Origin of the sequence: Pigmentiphaga kullae, assembly GCF_004216695.1 — a bacterium.
Lineage (GTDB): Bacteria > Pseudomonadota > Gammaproteobacteria > Burkholderiales > Burkholderiaceae_B > Pigmentiphaga > Pigmentiphaga kullae.
Genome location: NZ_SGXC01000001.1, coordinates 1,101,492 through 1,119,183, shown reverse-complemented (window position 1 = coordinate 1,119,183; position 17,692 = coordinate 1,101,492). Strand labels below are relative to the sequence as shown.

Annotated in this window: 16 protein-coding genes; 15 read left to right on the top strand and 1 reads right to left on the bottom strand. The window is 67.2% G+C overall.

The window, feature by feature from the left end:
• Positions 1-264: 264 nt before the first annotated feature.
• Positions 265-1,059: an enoyl-CoA hydratase-related protein gene (locus EV675_RS05540; RefSeq protein WP_130356348.1), complete on the bottom strand. Its 795-nt coding sequence runs from the start codon at positions 1,057-1,059 to the stop codon at positions 265-267.
• Positions 1,060-1,249: 190 nt separating this feature from the next.
• On the opposite strand from EV675_RS05540, the gene EV675_RS05535 reads away from it, so the two are divergent.
• The 15 genes from EV675_RS05535 to EV675_RS05455 all read left to right on the top strand — a co-directional run bounded on the left by EV675_RS05535 (position 1,250) and on the right by EV675_RS05455 (position 17,666).
• Entirely contained in the window at positions 1,250-2,077 is an 828-nt protein-coding gene (locus EV675_RS05535) for a DUF3014 domain-containing protein (protein WP_130356347.1), read from the top strand.
• 260 nt (positions 2,078-2,337) lie between these two features.
• On the top strand, positions 2,338-2,841 hold the full coding sequence (locus EV675_RS05530) for a (2Fe-2S)-binding protein (protein WP_130356346.1): 504 nt from the start codon (positions 2,338-2,340) through the stop codon (positions 2,839-2,841).
• Positions 2,838-5,111 (top strand): xanthine dehydrogenase family protein molybdopterin-binding subunit, encoded by a 2,274-nt coding sequence (locus tag EV675_RS29950; protein ID WP_130356345.1) that lies wholly within the window; start codon positions 2,838-2,840, stop codon positions 5,109-5,111. Before EV675_RS05530 ends, EV675_RS29950 begins: the two co-directional genes overlap by 4 nt.
• Positions 5,111-6,439: a cytochrome c gene (locus tag EV675_RS29945; RefSeq protein WP_130356344.1), complete on the top strand. Its 1,329-nt coding sequence runs from the start codon at positions 5,111-5,113 to the stop codon at positions 6,437-6,439. The genes EV675_RS29950 and EV675_RS29945 overlap by 1 nt, the downstream gene beginning before the upstream one ends.
• Before the next feature lie 245 nt (positions 6,440-6,684).
• The gene (locus tag EV675_RS05515) at positions 6,685-7,884 is read left to right on the top strand and encodes a tyrosine-type recombinase/integrase (protein ID WP_023114164.1); all 1,200 of its coding nucleotides are present in this window, start codon (positions 6,685-6,687) and stop codon (positions 7,882-7,884) included.
• Entirely contained in the window at positions 7,881-8,945 is a 1,065-nt protein-coding gene (locus EV675_RS05510; protein WP_130356343.1) for a PDDEXK nuclease domain-containing protein, read from the top strand. Before EV675_RS05515 ends, EV675_RS05510 begins: the two co-directional genes overlap by 4 nt.
• Before the next feature lie 352 nt (positions 8,946-9,297).
• Positions 9,298-9,690, top strand: coding sequence for a hypothetical protein (locus tag EV675_RS05505; RefSeq protein WP_023114166.1), 393 nt, complete (start codon positions 9,298-9,300; stop codon positions 9,688-9,690).
• An 83-nt stretch (positions 9,691-9,773) separates the two neighbouring features.
• A complete protein-coding gene (locus tag EV675_RS05500) occupies positions 9,774-10,031 on the top strand; it encodes a metal-sensing transcriptional repressor (protein WP_003111693.1) in 258 nt (85 codons plus the stop codon).
• 9 nt (positions 10,032-10,040) lie between these two features.
• The gene (locus EV675_RS05495; protein WP_023103967.1) at positions 10,041-11,351 is read left to right on the top strand and encodes an MFS transporter; all 1,311 of its coding nucleotides are present in this window, start codon (positions 10,041-10,043) and stop codon (positions 11,349-11,351) included.
• Between the two features lie 268 nt (positions 11,352-11,619).
• Positions 11,620-11,970 (top strand): DUF2958 domain-containing protein, encoded by a 351-nt coding sequence (locus EV675_RS05490; RefSeq protein ID WP_023114168.1) that lies wholly within the window; start codon positions 11,620-11,622, stop codon positions 11,968-11,970.
• Between the two features lie 65 nt (positions 11,971-12,035).
• A complete protein-coding gene (locus EV675_RS05485; RefSeq protein WP_023114169.1) occupies positions 12,036-12,314 on the top strand; it encodes a hypothetical protein in 279 nt (92 codons plus the stop codon).
• A gap of 711 nt (positions 12,315-13,025) precedes the next feature.
• The gene (locus EV675_RS05475; protein WP_023125153.1) at positions 13,026-13,850 is read left to right on the top strand and encodes a DUF932 domain-containing protein; all 825 of its coding nucleotides are present in this window, start codon (positions 13,026-13,028) and stop codon (positions 13,848-13,850) included.
• A 78-nt stretch (positions 13,851-13,928) separates the two neighbouring features.
• A complete protein-coding gene (locus tag EV675_RS05470) occupies positions 13,929-15,980 on the top strand; it encodes a ParB/RepB/Spo0J family partition protein (protein WP_023103966.1) in 2,052 nt (683 codons plus the stop codon).
• A 61-nt stretch (positions 15,981-16,041) separates the two neighbouring features.
• Positions 16,042-16,251, top strand: coding sequence for a hypothetical protein (locus EV675_RS05465; protein ID WP_023103965.1), 210 nt, complete (start codon positions 16,042-16,044; stop codon positions 16,249-16,251).
• A 1,100-nt stretch (positions 16,252-17,351) separates the two neighbouring features.
• Positions 17,352-17,666, top strand: coding sequence for a DUF736 domain-containing protein (locus EV675_RS05455; RefSeq protein ID WP_010791848.1), 315 nt, complete (start codon positions 17,352-17,354; stop codon positions 17,664-17,666).
• Positions 17,667-17,692 lie beyond the last annotated feature (26 nt).

The window sequence follows — 17,692 nt, the reverse complement described above, 5'->3', positions numbered from 1 at the left end:
TCACGCGGCGGGCCGTTTCGTTGGCGGGGCCATGATAGGGACTCGGATCCGGGCGTTCAATCTTGAATATTGAATCAATTCACTCAACCTTGAATGCCGATTCAATGTTCAAGAACGAGGCGGTGTGCGCGCGCCGGCGCGGACGACGGCAAGGGTCGTCACCGGCTGAGACAAAAAGAGGGGGGAAGAAAAGATGACCGGCGAGCGGGCCGGCACAGAAAGGGAAACCGCCGCGGCCGGGAACGGCCACGGCGGCAGCGGGATTCAGCGTCCCTTGAACACCGGGGCGCGTTTTTCGATGAAGGCGCGCATGCCTTCTTTCTGGTCCTGGCTGTCGAACAACCGCTCGAAGGCGCGGCGCTCGATGGCCAACCCGGCTTCCAGGCTGGCGTCCGCGCCCAGCCGCACGGCGTCGCGGATGGCGCGCACCGCCAGCGGCGGCATGGCGCAGATCTGGCGCGCGATGGCCACGGCGCGCTCGAGCGCGGTGCCGTCGGGCACGAGTTCGCTGACCATGTTGGAGTGATAGGCAGTCCTGGCCGGGATGCGGTCGCCCGTCAGCGACCACAGCAGCGTCTTGTACTTGCCCGCCGAGCGCAGCAGCCGCTGCGTGCCGCCGCCGCCCGGGATGATGCCGACCTTGATCTCGGGCTGGCCGAAGCTCGCGCCCTCGGCCGCGATGATGATGTCGCAGGCCAGCGCCAGCTCGCATCCGCCGCCCAGTGCGAAGCCCTCGACCGCCGCGATGACCGGCTTGCCCAGCCCGCGCAGCACGTGGAACACCTGGTCGCCGCCCTGCAGCGCATGGTCCGTGGGCTGCATGGTCGACATCTCGACGATGTCCGAGCCGGCGACGAAATAGCCGCCGGCTCCGGTCAGCACGATGCAGCCGATGGCCGGATCCTGCTCGAACTCGCGCAGGCAGCGCACCAGCGTGGCCTTGACCTCGGCATTCAGGGCGTTCTTCCGCTCGGGACGGTCGATGACGATGACACCGACGCTGTCGTGACGCTCTTGGCGCACCGGCGCCTTGTTCTGTTGGGCTTGACTGTCAGACATGGGGGAATCCAGTGGAGTGGGAAAGGCGATTGCGGGCTGCGATCTTCGAGAATACACAAAAACGGCGGCGCGCCCACCCGTGCCTTTTCCGCACGCGGCGATGCCGATGCGGCAAAAGCGCCGCGTCTGCCTGTGAACCTCCCCGCGCGGCTGGTACAGTGTTTCCGGATCCAACCGACATAGGCACGCCATGAACCGACTGTCTTCCCTCGTCGTGGTGCTGGCCCTGGCAGCCATCGGCACCGGCCTGTACCTGTGGCTGCGGCCGCAGCCCGAGCCGCCGGCGCCCGTCGTGGAGTCTCCCCCCGCGATCGCGGAATCCGCCGAACCGCCGGCGCCGCCGCCGCCCGAACCGGAAATCCAGCACCCCATCGAACCGCCCGCCGCCGCCGAGACGACCGAGCCGCCGGCCGCGCCCGACATCACCGTGGCCATGACCGGCCTGCTGGGCCGGGACGCCGTGCTGTCCTTCTTCAACCTGGACCATTTCATCCAGCGCACGGTGGCCACGGTGGACAACCTGGCCCGCCCGCACGCGCCGCCGCGGGTCTGGCCGGTGAACCCCACCCAGGGCCGCTTCACCGTCGACGGCGCGGCGCCCGGCGAACGCATCGCCTCCGCCAACTACAACCGCTACCGGCCCTTCGTGGCGGCGGTCACGGCCGTCAGCACCGAGAAGGCCGCGGCGCTCTACAAGCAGCTCTATCCCCAGTTCCAGAAGGCCTACGAGGACCTGGGCTATCCGCGCGGCTACTTCAACGACCGCCTGGTCGCCGTGATCGACACGCTGCTGGCCACGCCCGATCCGGCCGAGCCCGTGGCCGTGAACCTGCCCGAGGTGAAGGGCCCCAAGGAACTGCAGCGCCCGTGGGTGAGTTACGAGTTCTCCGACCCCGCGCTGGAATCGCTGACGTCGGGCCAGAAGATCCTGCTGCGCATGGGCCCCGACAACCGGCGCGCGCTCAAGGCCAAGCTGGCCGATTTCCGCCGCCAGGTCACGCATTCGATGGCGCGCTGACGGGCGTCCCGGGTACCTCCCTCAACGGGTTCCGTATCCTTTCCGATATCAGTTACCGGCCGCTCGGTTTGCATTTGCATCACCATTAGTGTAAACCCTAGGTCTTTTCCCAAGGGCCGCCACGCATGGCGGCCCTTCCGGCGGCAACAAGTCGACACATCTGCGTGTCCTCGCCGCCCCACGGCCCAGCTAGGGTAATGGTGGGCACCGCTCTCCAGGCGGAAGCCGGCCGGTTGAACGCCTCCATACAGGAAACGAACATGGCATCGCTAAAACTCCAGGTGAACGGAGCGGAACGCTCCGTCGAAGCCGACAAAGACACCCCTCTGCTCTACATCCTGCGCAACGACCTGGCCTTGAACGGGCCGAAATTCGGCTGTGGACTGGGCGAGTGCGGCGCCTGTACGGTGCTGATCGACGGCAAGGCGGCGCGCTCCTGTCTGATCCCGGCGGGCAGCGTGGAGGGCCGGCCCGTCGTCACCCTGGAGGGCCTGGCCAAGGGCGACGCCCTCGATCCCGTGCAGCAGGCGTTCATCGACGAAAACGCGGCGCAGTGCGGCTATTGCATCAACGGCATGATCATGGCCGCGCGGGCGCTGCTGGACCGCAATCCGCGCCCCACCGAAAACGAGATCAAGCAGGCGCTGGCCTACAACCTGTGCCGCTGCGGCACCCATATCGAGATCATCAGGGCGGTGCAGCGCGCCGCCGAACTCCAGGGCAAGGCCGCGCCCAGGACCGCCATGGCGGAGGGCACGCAATGAATACCCCCGTGCACGCCCCCCGCCTCTCCCGCCGCCAGTTCCTTGCCGCCACCGGCAGCCTGGCCGTCACCTTCACCTTCCCCGCCCTGGTCAAGCGCGGCATGGCCGCTGCCGGCCCCGCCACCGACGCCGGCTCGCAACTGGTGGACAAGAACCTCGTCTCGGCCTACGTGCAGTTGATGGCCGACGGCACCGTGCGCGCCTGCAACGGCCACGTGGACCTGGGCACCGGCATCCGCACCGCCTTCACGCAGATCGTGGCCGAGGAACTGGACGTCGACATGAGCCAGGTCACCATGGTGCTGGGCGATACCGACGTGACGCCCAACCAGGGACCCACCATCGCCAGCAACTCCGTGCAGGCCTCCGCCGTCCCCATGCGCAAGGCCGCCGCGCAGATCCGCCAGCATCTGCTGGAAGAAGCGGCGCGGCGCCACGGCGTGCCCGTCGCGTCGCTGGTCACCCGCAACGGCCAGGTGCTGCGCGCCAGCGGCGAGCGGCTCGCGTCCTACGGCGAACTGATCGGCAGCGATGCGCAGTCGGTGCCGCTGGCGGCCGACGTCCCGCTCAAGCCCGTCTCGGCCTACACCGTCGTCGGCCATCCCGTGCCTCGCCTCGACATTCCCGCCAAGGTCACCGGCAAGCTCACCTACGTCCACGACATGCGGGTGCCGGGCATGCTGCACGCGCGCATCGTGCGTCCGCCCTATCTGGGCCGCGACTCGGGCGGCATGGTGGCCTCCAGCCTGGAATCGGTGGACGAGTCCTCGGTGGCCAAGGTGCGGTCGCTGGTGAAGATCGTTGTCATCAAGGACTTCGTGGCGGTCGTCGCGCGGCGCGAGGAAGACGCCATCCTGGCCTCGCGCTTGCTCAAGGTGAAATGGAAGGCGCCGCCGGCGCTGGGCTCCATGGCCTCGCTTACCGACGCGCTGGCGTCCCAGCCTTCCAAGCAGCGCCCGCTGAGCAAGAAAGGCGATACGGACAAGGCGCTGGCGGCGGCCAAGCATACGGTGAAGGCCACTTATGTGTGGCCCTACCAGATGCACGGCTCCATCGGCCCTTCGTGCGGGCTGGCCGACTGGAAGGACCAGAAGCTGACCGTCTGGAGCGGCAGCCAGAACCCCCACAACCTGCACAGCGACATCGCCAGGATGCTCGACATTCCCGAAGACCGCATCCGCGTGGTGCGGATGGAGGCCTCGGGCTGCTATGGCCGCAACTGCGCCGACGACGCGTCCGCCGACGCCGCCGTGCTGGCGCGCGAACTGGGCCAGCCGGTGCGCGTGCAATACATGCGCGAGGAAGAACACGCCTGGGAACCCAAGGGCACGGCCCAGACCATGGACGTGCACGGCGGCATCGCCGGCCCCGATTCGCTGGTCTACCGCTTCGGCACCCGCTATCCCTCGAACGGCGCGCCGCTGCTGGCTTCGCTGCTGATGGGCAAGGAAAAGGCCGAGGCCACGGTATTCGAAATGGGCGACCGCACCGCCATCCCGCAGTACCGCGCGTCGGACCTGGACATCGTGGCGCTGGACATGGCCCCCATCGTGCGCGCATCGTGGATGCGCGGCGTGGCCGCGCTGCCCAATGTCTTCGCGCACGAGTCCTTCATGGACGAACTCGCGGCCCAGGAAGGCGCCGACCCGGTCGAGTTCCGCCTGCGCTTCATGGAAGATCCGCGCCCCATCGCGCTGCTCAAGGCCGTGGCCGCGAAAGCCGGCTGGCAGCCCCGCAAGGCGCCGGCCGAACGGCCCGCCAAGGGCATCGTCAAGGGGCGCGGCGTGGCCCAGCACCAGTACGTGCACGGCACCTTCCCCGGCGTGGGCGCCTCGTGGTGCGCCTGGGTGGCCGACGTGGAGGTCGACCTGGATACCGGCAGGATCCGCGTGACCCGCGTCGTGGCGGGCCAGGACTGCGGCCTGATGATCAACCCCGACGGCGTGCGCCACCAGGTCCAGGGCAACGTCATCCAGACCGTCAGCCGCACACTCAAGGAAAGCGTCAGCTTCGACCAGAACGGCGTCTCCAGCCTGGAATGGGGCGCCTATCCCATCCTGAAATTCACCGACCTGCCCGAGGTCGACGTCGTGCTGATGCCGCCCGACGGCAATCCGCCATTGGGCTCGGGCGAATCGGCATCCGTCCCCGGGCCCGCCGCCATCGCCAACGCGATCTTCGACGCCACCGGCCTGCGCCTGCGTGAAGCGCCCTTCACCCCCGAACGCGTGCGCGCGGCACTGGCCGCCGCCAACAAGGAGGCCAAATAATGAGCCGCGCCGCCAAGTGGTCGCTGACCATCGTCATCCTGCTGGCCGTCGTCGTGGCCGGCATCGCCCTGTTCGCGCATGAACCCGAGATCCCGACCGCGTCGATCGACCCCAAGCAGTTCCCCGAGGAACAGGTCCGGCGCGGCCAGGAAGTCGCCTCCGCCAGCATGTGCGTCGTCTGCCACACCGCGCCCGGCGGGGCGGTCAACGCGGGCGGCTTCCACATGGAGACCCCTTTCGGCGTCATCGTCTCGACCAACATCACACCCGACACCGAGAGCGGCATAGGCGCGTGGTCGTTCGAGGCCTTCGAACGCGCCATGCGGCGCGGCGTCGCGCGCGACGGCACGCACCTCTACCCGGCCTTCCCCTACACCTCGTTCACCAAGATGAGCGACGAGGACATGCGCAGCCTGTACGCCTACATGATGAGCCAGCCGCCGGTGCGCAACGAGCCGCAGGCCACCCGCCTGCCGTTCCCGTTCAACCAGCGCGCGCTGATGGCCGGGTGGAACCTGCTGTTCCTGGATCGCGATCCGGTCGCCAAGGTGGCCTCGGAATCGGAGGCCTGGAACCGCGGGCAATACCTCGCGGTGGCGCTGGGGCACTGCAGCGCCTGCCATACGCCCCGCAACGCGCTGGGCGCCGAAAAGACCGGCAAGGACTACCTGGGCGGCGGCGAAGCCGAAGGCTGGATCGCCCCGGCGCTCAATGGGTCCTCCAAGGCGCCGATACCGTGGACCGAACAGGCCCTGTTCGACTACCTGCGCGCCGGCTACTCGGACCAGCATGGCGCGGCCGGCGCATCCATGACCCCGGTTGTACGCGTCGGCACCTCGCAGATCGCCGAGTCCGACACCCGTGCGCTGGCCACCTACATCGCCAGCCAGATGGCCGGGGCCGGCCAGGGCAAGACCGGCCCCACGCCGCCGCAGCGCGAGGCGGCGGCGCAGGCCGCCGTGGCCACCACCGACACGCTGGGCGCCCGCATCTACGCCAACGCGTGCGCGGCCTGCCACCATCCCGGTCCCGGCGGACCCGACCTGTTCGGCGCCCAGCCGCCGCTGTGGCTGGCCACCTCGCTGAACCTGGACCAGCCCGACAACGTGATCCGCTACGTCCTGAACGGCACCCAGCACGATGCGGGCAACCCGCGGGGCGGCCACATGCCCGGCTACGCGTATGCGCTGAACGATGCGCAGGTCACGGCCGTGGTGCAGTTCATGCGCGAGTCCTTCACCGGCCAGCCGGCCTGGACCGATGTGCAGGACGCGGTCAGGCGGATCCGGGGCGAGTATCCGCTGGCGTTGCAGGGTAGGGGGGAATAGCGACGACAGGGCGCCCATGCGCGAGCCAGCCTGAGCGGGCGGCCTCGATTCGAGGCCGCCCGTTTTTTGTTTCACGATGACTCCAGCCCGGTAGTTCGCTGGACTGCGCCGTAGCTAGATACAGCAGGTTTATCAATAACTTACGCGCGTCCATCATATGCCGGTGCTTTCTGAAACTTGACCCGGTTTTCCCTCGCGCCGCTCCTATCTGGCTCCTGGAATCCGGGTTGTTCCGAGGAGTCATCATGGCAAAGATCAAGCTCACCAAGACCGCCGTGGAGTCGGCCCAACCCCAGGCCAAGGATGTTGAACTGCGGGATACCGTGGTGCCCGGCTTCCTGTGCAAGATTACCCCGACCGGCCGCCGGGTGTTCATGCTCCAGTACCGCACGAACTCCGGCCAGCCCCGCAAGCCCTCGCTGGGGCTGTACGGGGAGCTGACCGTCGAACAGGCACGAGTCAAGGCACAGGACTGGCTGGCCGAGGTTCGCCGGGGCGGCGACCCCGGCGGCGCCAAGGCCGAGGCGCGCAAGGCGCCCACGATGGCCGAGTTGTGCAAGAAGTTCATGGAGGACTACTCCAAGAAGCGCAACAAGCCCAGCACGCAGGACGGCTATCAGGGCGTCATAGACCGCAACATCATCCCGCTGCTGGGCCGCAAGAAGGTGCATGACGTGAAGCGGCCCGACATTGCCGGGCTGATGGAGAAACTGGCCTACAAGCCGACCGAGGCGAACAAGACCTTCGGCGTGCTGCGCAAGATGTTCAACCTGGCCGAAGTGTGGGGCTACCGCCCGGACGGCACGAACCCGTGCCGCCACGTCCCCATGTACCCGCCGGGCAAGGAAACCCGGCTCATCGTGGACGAGGAAATGGTGCGGATCTTCCGCCAGTTGGAGAAGCTGGAGGCGGAGGGGCTGGAGAACTACGTCATCCCGCTGGCGATCCGGCTGCAATTCGAGTTCGCCGCCCGGCGCTCCGAAATCTGCCCGCTCGAATGGAGCTGGCTGGACTTCGAGAACCGGCGCGTGGTGTGGCCCGACAGCAAGGTCGGCGGCATTTCCAAGCCCATGAGCGAGGAAGCCTATCGGCTGCTTTCGACGGCGCCGCGCCGGGAGGGCTGCCCCTACGTCCTGCCATCGCCGAACGACCCGGCCAAGCACCTGACCTTTGGCGAGCACTATGGCGGCTGGTGCCGGGTGCTCAAGGCCGCCGGCGTCCCGCACGTCGGCACGCACGGCATCCGCCATCGCTCGACGACCGACATTGCCAATTCGGGCGTGCCGACCAAAGTGGGCATGAAGCTGACGGGCCACAAGACCGTAGCGATGTTCATGCACTACGTCCACACCGAGGACAAGCCGGTGCGCGATGCGGCCGAACTGGTGGCCAGCCGGCGCCAGGCCATCACGGGCGCACGCCAGCTTGCGGAGGCGGCGGCATGAACACGCGCCGGTCATCCGCAGCATCGTCCACAGCGCCTTCGGCGCTGCTGGGCGACATTCGGGCACTGATCGAGGCGGCGCGCAAGCGCGCCGCCTCGACGGTGAATAGCGAGCTGACGATGCTCTATTGGCGCATCGGCCAGCGCATCCGCACGCAGGTCTTGGACGGGCGCCGGGGCGCTTATGGCAAGGAAGTCCTGCCCACCCTGGCGGCGCAGTTGGTGAAGGAGTACGGCGGCAGCTTTGCCGAGCAGAACCTGCGCCGCATGGTGCAGTTCGCGGCCACCTTCCCCGACGAGCAGATTCTCGTATCACTGATACGAGAATTGAGCTGGACGCACTTCATCGCCCTGATCCCGCTGAAAGACCCGCTCCAGCGGGACTACTACGCACAGATGGCGAGCACCGAACGCTGGAGCGTGCGGACGCTGCGCGAGCGCATCGACTCGATGTTGTACGAGCGCACGGCGCTGTCTCAAAAGCCGGGCGAGACGATCGCACAGGAGTTGGCGAAGATGCGCGATGCGCAGCGAATGTCGCCCGCCCTGGTCATGCGCGACCCCTACATCCTCGACTTCCTGGGGCTGCGGGACACTTGGCAGGAAGGCGACTTGGAGGCGGCGATCATCCGCGAAATGGAGTCGTTCTTGTTGGAGCTGGGCGCGGGTTTCAGCTTCGTGGCCCGGCAGAAGCGCATCCAGATCGACTGCGAGGATTTCCACCTCGACCTGCTGTTTTACAACCGCAAGCTGCGGCGGCTGGTGGCAGTGGAGTTGAAGGTCGGCGAGTTCAAGGCAGCTTTCAAGGGACAGATGGAGCTTTATCTTCGCTGGCTGGACAAGCACGAACGGGAGCCGGAGGAAGCCTCGCCGCTGGGGATCATCCTTTGCACCGGCAAGAAGCGCGAGCAGATCGAATTGCTGGAGTTGGACAAGTCGGGCATCCACGTCGCCGAGTACCTGACCGCCTTGCCGCCGAGGGGCGTGCTGGTGGAGCGGCTGCAACAAGCAACGCAACGGGCGCGGTTGCAGATCGAGCAGCGCAAGACCGACAACGAGTAGTCCTGTCTCAAGCAGTCGGGCGTCCCGGCGTGCCGCCGTCGCGCTGTCGTGCTGCGCATCGAGCCTCGCTGCGCGAGTCTCGCCCCTGTCGGGCTTCCATCACTGACGCCTCCGGCCCGGCTCGCTGATCCGCGCCTGCGCGCTTCGCTTGCCAAAAACCCGCGTGCGTGGGGTGGTGTGAGGGGGCGGTCTTGCTGTGTCCCTTCACCGTATCACGGCGTTCTCGCCGTGCAAGGGCTGCGCGCGCCTTGCGCGCTTGCGTCCTGGCGGCCGTCTGCGACCCCTGACTGCTGCGCTGCGCCGTGAGGGCGACGGTTCCGGGCAATTCCGCCCTTGCAACCGGAGAACCGTCATGAACGACAAATCACACGTTTCCCTCGAACAGCACGTTTGCCTGGTCTGCGGCACGGCGTTCGACACCGGCGCGATCCTGCTGGACAAGCGCCTGCGCGCGAGCATGGAGCGCCACACGGCGACCGGCTGGGGCCTGTGCCCCGAGCATCAGAAGCTGGCCGACGATGGCTTTGTCGCGCTGGTCGAATGCGATCCGCAGCGCAGCGGGTCGCAGGCTGGCGGGCGCATGAAGCCCGAGCAGGCATACCGGACCGGCCGGCTGGCCCATCTGCGGCGCACGGTGTTCGCGCAGGTGTTCAACGTGCCGATCGCGGACGAGCAGGCTTGCGTGTTCGTTGAGCCTGGCGTGATCGAGCAGTTGCAGTCGATGACAGCGCCGGCGGCGGGCTGATTGCGTCGTGCGGCCTTCGGTGCGTCGCTCCTTCGCGGGCGGCGCACATTTTCATATCCCCCCAGGGGGGATACAATTGCCACATGAACGCGACACACAAGCACTCAACCCATCCCGATCTCGTGAAGCGGCTGAAACGCGCCGATGGTCATCTTCGGCACGTCATAGGGATGATCGAAAGTGGCGAATCCTGTCTCGACATCGCCCGCCAGCTCGCGGCGGTGGAAAGCGCGGTGACGGCCGCAAAGCGCGTCCTGATCCACGACCACATCGACCATTGCCTGGCCCATGACGAAGACTCCGTTTTGACCGAAATGAAGGCACTGACCAAACTGCTCTGAGGCCCGCCGATGCTCTCCGTCCTGAAGAACCGTACCTATCGTCACCTGTTCGCCGCTCAGGTGATTGCGCTTGTCGGCACCGGCCTGATGACGGTGGCCCTTGGCCTGCTTGCCTACGATCTGGCCGGGGCGAATGCCGGCGCGGTACTCGGGACGGCACTCGCAATCAAGATGCTGGCCTATGTCGGAGTCGCCCCGGTCGCGCAGGCGTTCGCCGACCGGCTGCCGCGACGGTCGTTGCTCGTTGCCCTTGACCTAGTACGAGCATCCGTTGCGCTCTGCCTGCCCTTTGTCAGCGAAATCTGGCAAATCTATCTGCTGATCTTCGTCTTGCAGGCGGCGTCCGCAGGCTTCACGCCGACCTTTCAAGCCACTATCCCGGACATCCTTCCCGACGAAGACGAGTACACGAAAGCACTGTCGCTTTCCCGGCTGGCCTACGATTTGGAAAGCCTGATTTCCCCGATGCTGGCCGCCGCGCTACTGACGGTCATCAGCTTCCACAACCTGTTTGCCGGAACGGTTCTCGGCTTCCTCGTGTCAGCCGCGCTTGTGGTCAGCGTGAGGCTTCCCACAACCGTTCCCGGCCCGCGTCGTGGCATATGGGATCGCACTACGCGGGGCACGCGCATTTACCTCGCCACGCCGCGCCTTCGGGGTCTGCTGGCGATCAGCCTCGCGGTGGCAGCAGCGGGGTCAATGGTGATCGTGAACACGGTGGTCATCGTGAAGGCACGCTTCGGCCTGGGCGAATCCGAGGTAGCGTGGGCGCTGGCGGCCTTCGGAGGCGGGTCGATGGTTGCGGCCTTCGCGCTGCCTCGCCTGCTCGACAAGATTGCTGATCGGCCTGTCATGATTGCGGGAGCGACGATGCTGGTTGTGGGAACGGCAGCCGGGGCAATGATTCCGACATATGCCGTTCTGGTGGTGATCTGGTTGGTGGTCGGCTTCGGCTACAGCGTGGCGCAAACACCTTCCGGCCGGCTGTTGCGCCGCTCCGCTCACCCCGAGGATCGCCCCGCGGTCTTTGCCGCGCAATTCGCCCTCTCCCATGCGTGTTGGCTCATTTGCTATCCCTTGGCCGGTCGCTTCGGCGCTGCCTTTGGGCTGCAATCGACCTTCATCATCATGTCGCTGATTGGTCTTGTCGGAGTGGGACTGGCGCTGTGGCTCTGGCCCGCTAGTGATTCTTCCGACATCGCCCACGATCACCCTGATCTACCGCCAGATCATCCTCACTTGCGCGAACATGCAGACCGAGGCGGGCACCGTCATCCCATGATCGTTGACGATCTGCACCGGGACTGGGCGCGCATTTAAGAACTGCCCGCCTTTCACATCGCTGATGCCTCCGGCCCGGATTGCTATTCGGGCCTGCGCGCTTCGCTTGCCAAAAACCGCGTGCGTGGAGGTGCGAGGGAGGCGGTCTTGCTGTCCCCTTCATCGTGCCACGGCGTTCTCGCCGTCAAGGGCTGCGCGCCGATGGCGCTTGCGTTCTGGCGGCCGTCGTTGACCCCTGACTGCTTGCGCTGCGCCGTGCCCCGGAAGGGTCGGGCAATTCCGCCCGGCAACCTTTCAGGAGTTCACCATGAACAACGCACTCATCACTGACGAGCAGCGCATCGTGCTGCTGGCCAACGGCCGCGAATCCTTGGAGAACCCGGACTTCGATCCGGCACCCGTCGTCAAGCTGTTCACGCCGGATGCCGGCGCGACCTGGCTGCTGACCGAGATTGATCCCGATGACCACGACCACGCCTTTGGTCTTTGCGACCTGGGCCTGGGGATGCCGGAAATCGGCTGGGTCAGCCTGGGCGAGCTGGCGACCGTGCGCGGCAGGCTGGGCCTGCCGATCGAGCGCGACCTGTCTTTCCGCGCCGAGAAGCGGTTGAGCGCCTACGCGCGCGATGCCCGGTTGGTCGGGCGTGTCGTCGTCTGAACCAGCCCTTGGAGCGCCGCAAGGCGCTCCTTGCGCTTTCCCAACCTTCGCAGGAGATCAATGCCATGAGCAGCCATCACGACTACATCATCGAAATCACGGCGCAACACGATGCGCTCAAGCCGTTCGCGCCGGAGAACGGTCAGCCCTTGCGCTTCAAGATCGGCGACGCGGTGATCTACACCAACGAGTTTGGCGCGCAGTTCCGGCGCCGCGTCACCGGGTTCTACCAGCCTACCGAGCCTTCGGGGCTGTATGCGCGTGGCAGGCGCTACTACCTGAACTCGACTTCGCCTTGGATGCCGGTTGCGGAATCCAGCCTGCGTCCTGACGACTCGGCGTGATGCCTAAGTGCCCCTGACGGGGCGTTGCGCGCTGCGCTTGCCTCCAGGGGAAAGCCCTGCGGGCTATCCCCGCCGCGCGATGCTTGGCGCCCCTCAAAGACCGCCGAACCGGCTGCGCCGGATCGGCCAGACCACGGCAGTCGCTGTCGAACCTGTTTCCCGATGACTGGCGCATGAGCTTGTGCATCGAGCCTTGAAGGCTGTGCGTCCCCGGCCAAGAAACGTGGCCGGTCGCGCTGTCGTGCGCGTTGCGCATCGAGCCGCCTGCGGCGTCTCGCCCCTGATGGGCTTCCATCGTTCCCTCGCTCCGCTCGGCTGACGCCTCCGGCCCGGATTCCTAGATCCGGGCCTGCGCGCTTCGCTTGCCGTGCGGTCGGCGTGTTGAGGGGCCGTTGCCATGTCCAGCCGTCTCCCCTGACTTCATCACCTTCACCGCGACTGTAGCCCGCGCCCGTGTGCCGTCAAGGCGCGCAGGGCCGTGTCCTCGGCTGCGCCTGCGGGCCGCACCAACCCTGCGCTTGCCTCCTTGACGGCACCCGTTCGCGCGCTCCTGACCGTCGCGGGCGATGAACTCAGGAAAGACGGTGGCAACAGGGCCAACCGGGTTCCTCGTGCCGACCGCACCGAACAGCCGAAAGGCTGGGCTTCCGAATCTAGGAATCCGGTGTGCGGTGAACAGCAAACCCTTTTTTCTTTGTCAGGAGAAATGCCATGCAACTCGCATCCCGCTTCGCTTCCCGTTCCCCGGTGCTGCGTTCGGAACGTCCCTTGTCCGATGACCAAATCCGGGCCGTGGCCCCGTCCATCTTCGCGGACGCCCCGCACGAAAGCCGCTCGCAGCGGTACAGCTACATCCCCACCGCGACCGTGCTGCAAGAACTGCGCGGGGAAGGCTTCGAGCCTTTCATGGTGACGCAAACCCGCGTGCGCCACGACGACCGCCGCGACTACACGAAGCACATGATCCGGCTGCGCCACGCCAGCCAGATCAACGGCCGCGAGGCCAACGAAATCATCCTGCTGAACTCCCATGACGGCACTAGCAGCTATCAGATGCTGGCCGGGATGTTCCGCTTCGTTTGCAGCAATGGCCTTGTCTGCGGCGACACCGTGGCCAACGTGCGCGTTCCCCACAAGGGCGACGTAGCGGGGCACGTCATCGAAGGCGCTTACGAAGTCCTGCACGGCTTCGACCGGGCGCAGGAATCCCGCGATGCCATGCGCGCCATCACGCTCGACGCCGGGGAATCGGAAGTGTTCGCCCGCGCTGCGCTGGCATTGAAGTACGACGAGGACAAGCCCGCGCCCATCACGGAATCGCAAATCCTGATGCCGCGCCGCCACGACGACGACCGCCGCGACCTGTGGAGCGTGTTCAACCGCACGCAGGAGAACTTGACCAAAGGCGGCCTGTCCGCCCGCGCCGCGAATGGCCGCCGCCAGACCACCCGGCCCGTGCAGGGCATCGACCAAAGCGTGCGCCTCAATCGCGCCCTGTGGCTGCTGGCCGATGGCCTGCGCCAGTTGAAAGCCTGAATCCCCACGCGGCAGGGGCAGGCAGCAGCCCTTGCCGCTTCTCTCGCTGCTGCATCCCAACCGCAAGGAGTCATCACCATGAACGCCGTACTCAAAACCGAAGCCGTCGCCATCGAAGCCGCCGCCCCGCTGGAAATGGCCGACCCGTCCAAGAACCTGATTCTGGTTCCGCTCTCGCAGTTGCTGCCGCGCCGCTCCAAGCGCAACGCCCGCAAGATGCCGCGCCTGTCCATCCCCGAACTGGCCGCGAGCATTGCCCGCATCGGCTTGCTGCAAAACCTCATCGTCATCCTTTCCGCCGATGGCGAGACTTACGAGGTGGTGGCCGGCGATCGCCGCCTGACCGCCTTGAAGCTGCTGGCGAAGAAGAAGCGCATTCCCGCCGACTACGAAGTGCCGTGCCTGCTGGTGGCCGACGCTTCCGCCCGCACCGTCAGCCTTGCGGAGAACGTGCAGCGCGAGAACATGCACCCCGCCGACCAGTTCGCGGCCTTCGCCGCGCTGGTCAAGGAAGGACGCCCCATCGAGGACATTGCTGCCGACTTCGGCGTGTCCCCGCTGGTGGTGCAGCGCCGCTTGAAGCTGGCGAATGTCTCGCCGCGCCTCATGGCCGACTATCGCGCCAGTGGCGTGACGCTGGAACAGTTGATGGCCCTGACCATCACCGACGACCACGCCGCGCAGGAAGCCGCGTTCTATGGTGCGCCGGAATGGCAGCGCAGCCCGTCCAAGCTGCGCGAGCGCCTGACCGAGCGCGAAATCGACGCCGCGCACGCGCTGGTGCGCTTCGTCGGACTGAACACCTACCGGCAGGCAGGCGGCGGCATCCGCCGCGACCTGTTCGCGGAAGGCGATGCCGGAACCTACCTGACCGATACCGCAGTGCTGGAAACGCTGGTGCGCGACAAGCTGGCAACGCTGGCCGAGGACGTGCGCGCCGAGGGTTGGGCATGGGTGGAGGCCGTGCCGCATCTGGCCTACGAGGAACGGCAGGCGTTCCAGAACGCCCCGCGCCACCGCCGTGAGCCGACCAGCCGCGAGGCCCGCCGCATCGCCTCGCTGGAAAGCCGCCTCGAAAAGATCGACGCCGAGCTGGAAGAAGCCTGCGACGCCGAGGACGAGGCCAAGGCCGAGAAACTGGAACAGCGGCGCGATCAGGTGGTCGGCGAACTACAAGACGCGGAGGACGCCTTGCAAGGTTACGCTCCCGAGGTGCGCGAGGTGGCCGGTGCCATCGTCACCATCGACCGCAACGGCGAGGCCGTTATTCATCGCGGCCTGCTGCGCGAAGCCGAGGCCAAGGCGCTGCGCACGCTGGAAAAGCTGCGGCGCGGTTTCGGCAACACCGAAGGCGAAGCCGCCAACGACGAGCACGAGGACGCCGACGACGCACCCAAGGCCGCGAGCCTGTCCGATCGGCTGGCGCAGCGGTTGAGTGCCCACCGCACGGCGGCGCTGCAAATCGAAGTCGCGCGGCATCCGCACGTCGCGCTGGCCGCGCTGGTGCATGGCATGGTGCAGACTGTCTTGCAGCCCGACGCCTACGGCGATGGCCTGCCGCTCGGCGTGCGCCTCACGGTGCAAGACCGGCTGGAAGGCATGGCCCCGGACTGGCCGGAATCGCCCGCTGCCGTGGCGCTGCGCGAACTGCAACAGGTGGCAGGTGAAGCCTTGCCGGAGGACAGCGCCGAACTGTTCGCCGCGCTGCTGGCGAAGTCGCAAGATGAACTGGTGCGGCTGCTGGCCGTGTGCGTGGCTTCCACGGTGGACGTGGTGACGCCCCGCGCCACGGTGCAGCAACCCGGCGAGGAACTGGCGCAGGCCGTGGGCCTCGACATGGCCGCATGGTGGAAGCCGACCGCAGAAGGCTACTTCAAGCACGTTTCCAAGGCCGTGATTCTGGATGCCGTGGGCGAGTACGCACCCGAGCAGGCCAACCGGCTGGCGAAGTTGAAGAAGGCCGACATTGCCAGCGAAGCCGAGCGGCTGGCCGATGGCACGGGCTGGATGCCCGCCATCTTCGAGGCCGCAGGCCCGCAGGACGCCGCGCAAGAGGCAGGCCCGGAGCAGAACGCCCCGGAGGATGCCGAGGCAATAGCGGATGAACCCGCCGAGGCGCTGGCCGCTTGACCCGCGCCGAAGGCAAGCGCCCCGGCCTCGACCGGGGCGCTTCGCTGGAAGGAGAAGCCCCATGACCCGCACCACCATTAGCCGCCCGCGCATGGCGGCGATCTACGCCGCTGGCACGGTACGCGCCCGCCGTTGGAACGGCGATGGCGACGTGCGCGGCTACCGCCCGCCCTCGGGCTGGACGGCCTGCGCCGACCTCACCGACATTCACCCCATCACGGGCCGCGCCTTGCCGCGTGCCGTGTGGTGGCTCATCGAGACGAAGGAATAACCGCGATCAGCACCGCGCCCAGGCCGTTCCGTCCTGGGCGCGGTGGACGCAAAAATCCGGGCGCGGCAGTGGCCGCGCCCGGTGTTCAAGGCCACCAGCCGAATCGGCACGCCGCCGCCCTCGCGGCAGCTCAGACGGCGGCGTTGACGTGACCGGGCTTCCCGCCCGGTAATGGCAGGCCCGTATGGGCCTGCAAGCCGTAGCGCCCGCCGTGCGCGGGAATCACCAGCGGTTTTCGGCTTGCCGCGTGCATACCTCGCAGCGTAGGGCCGCGCCCATTTCATCAGAGGCATGTCCGCGTTTCCTGCTTAGAAATCTGGAACGGCCTGGGCGTGTCGGCGCATAGCGCCGCCGGGCTTTCGGGCTACGCCCCGTGCCGTCTTTGCCGTCACGGCCATTCGGCTTCAATCCCTCACGCCTTCGCGCCTGCGGCGCTGCGCGCTTCGCTTGCCTCCAGGGGAAAGCCCTGCGGGCTATCCCCGCCGCGCGATGCTTGGCGCCCCTCGATGCGGCCGAACCGGCTGCGCCGGATCGGCCCGGCCAGCGCCCCGCCGCGATGGACGGGCGCTGGCGAACACGCTGGCGCTCGCTGCGACAGGTTGTGCAGGTGCGTGCCGTCCTCAACGCTGGCGGTTCCTGCCCATCACGTCACGAAGGACGGTTCACGGACAACCCGCCCGGCATCGCTATGGAGCTTCCACGCCACGCCTCAAGAGCGGCGCCGCAAGGTGCGGCGGGGGCGTTCTCGCCTGTCGTCGGATGGTTGACCTGGCCCGCATCAGCGGGCGAGCCGGAGAAGCCTTCGGGCGGGGGTGCCGAGTCGGCCCCATCTCCTTTCGGAGCGGTTCGGCCCAAGGCGTCCTTGTCTCGTTGTGAATCCTGGCGGTGGCGCGGCTGCGCCTCGGGCTTATGGCTGCAACCGTCCGGCGAAAACAATTTCCCCGCCGCTACGCGGCTTCCTCGCGCAGCAAATTCTTTTCGCCTCCCGGCTCTCCACTGCGTTGCGACCGCAAGCGGTGCAGCCAGCCCGTCCCCCGCCGGCCGGATCACAACAAGGACGCGATGGGCGCGAACCTTGTTCAACCGAAAGGAGAAACATCATGGCCAACATCGGCACCTTCACCGCAGACAAAGACGGCTTCACCGGCACGCTTCGCACCCTGACGCTCAACGTCAAAGTCAAGCTGGTTCCCAACGACAAGGGGGACAGCGAGAAAGCCCCGGACTTCCGCGTTCAGGCCGCCAGCCACGACATCGGCGCGGCGTGGAAGAAGACCAGCGAGGCTGGGCGCGAGTACCTGTCCGTGACCCTCGATGACCCTTCGTTCCCGGCAGCGGTCTATGCCCGCCTGATCGAAGGCGAGGACGGCACGCACGACCTGATCTGGTCGCGCAGCAAGCCCCAGGCGGCGTGACCGCCGCAGCGCCCCGCCCATCGCGG